We start from the raw sequence: 246 nt of genomic DNA on the forward strand, positions 1-246 counted from the left end.
CTACGGGAGGCAGCAGTGGGGAATATTGCACAATGGGGGAAACCCTGATGCAGCCATGCCGCGTGTGTGAAGAAGGCCTTCGGGTTGTAAAGCACTTTCAGTGGTGAGGAAAGGTGAGTGGCTAATACCCGCTTACTGTGACGTTAACCACAGAAGAAGCACCGGCTAACTCCGTGCCAGCAGCCGCGGTAATACGGAGGGTGCAAGCGTTAATCGGAATAACTGGGCGTAAAGCGCACGCAGGCG

General features: G+C 55.7%; 1 rRNA gene. It reads left to right on the forward strand.

Annotation, left to right across the window (positions count from 1 at the left end):
* Window positions 1–246, forward strand: a 16S ribosomal RNA gene (locus tag DA373_RS16215); the annotation flags it as partial.

It is taken from the genome of Oceanimonas marisflavi (assembly GCF_003049725.1).
Taxonomy (GTDB): Bacteria; Pseudomonadota; Gammaproteobacteria; order Enterobacterales; family Aeromonadaceae; genus Oceanimonas; species Oceanimonas marisflavi.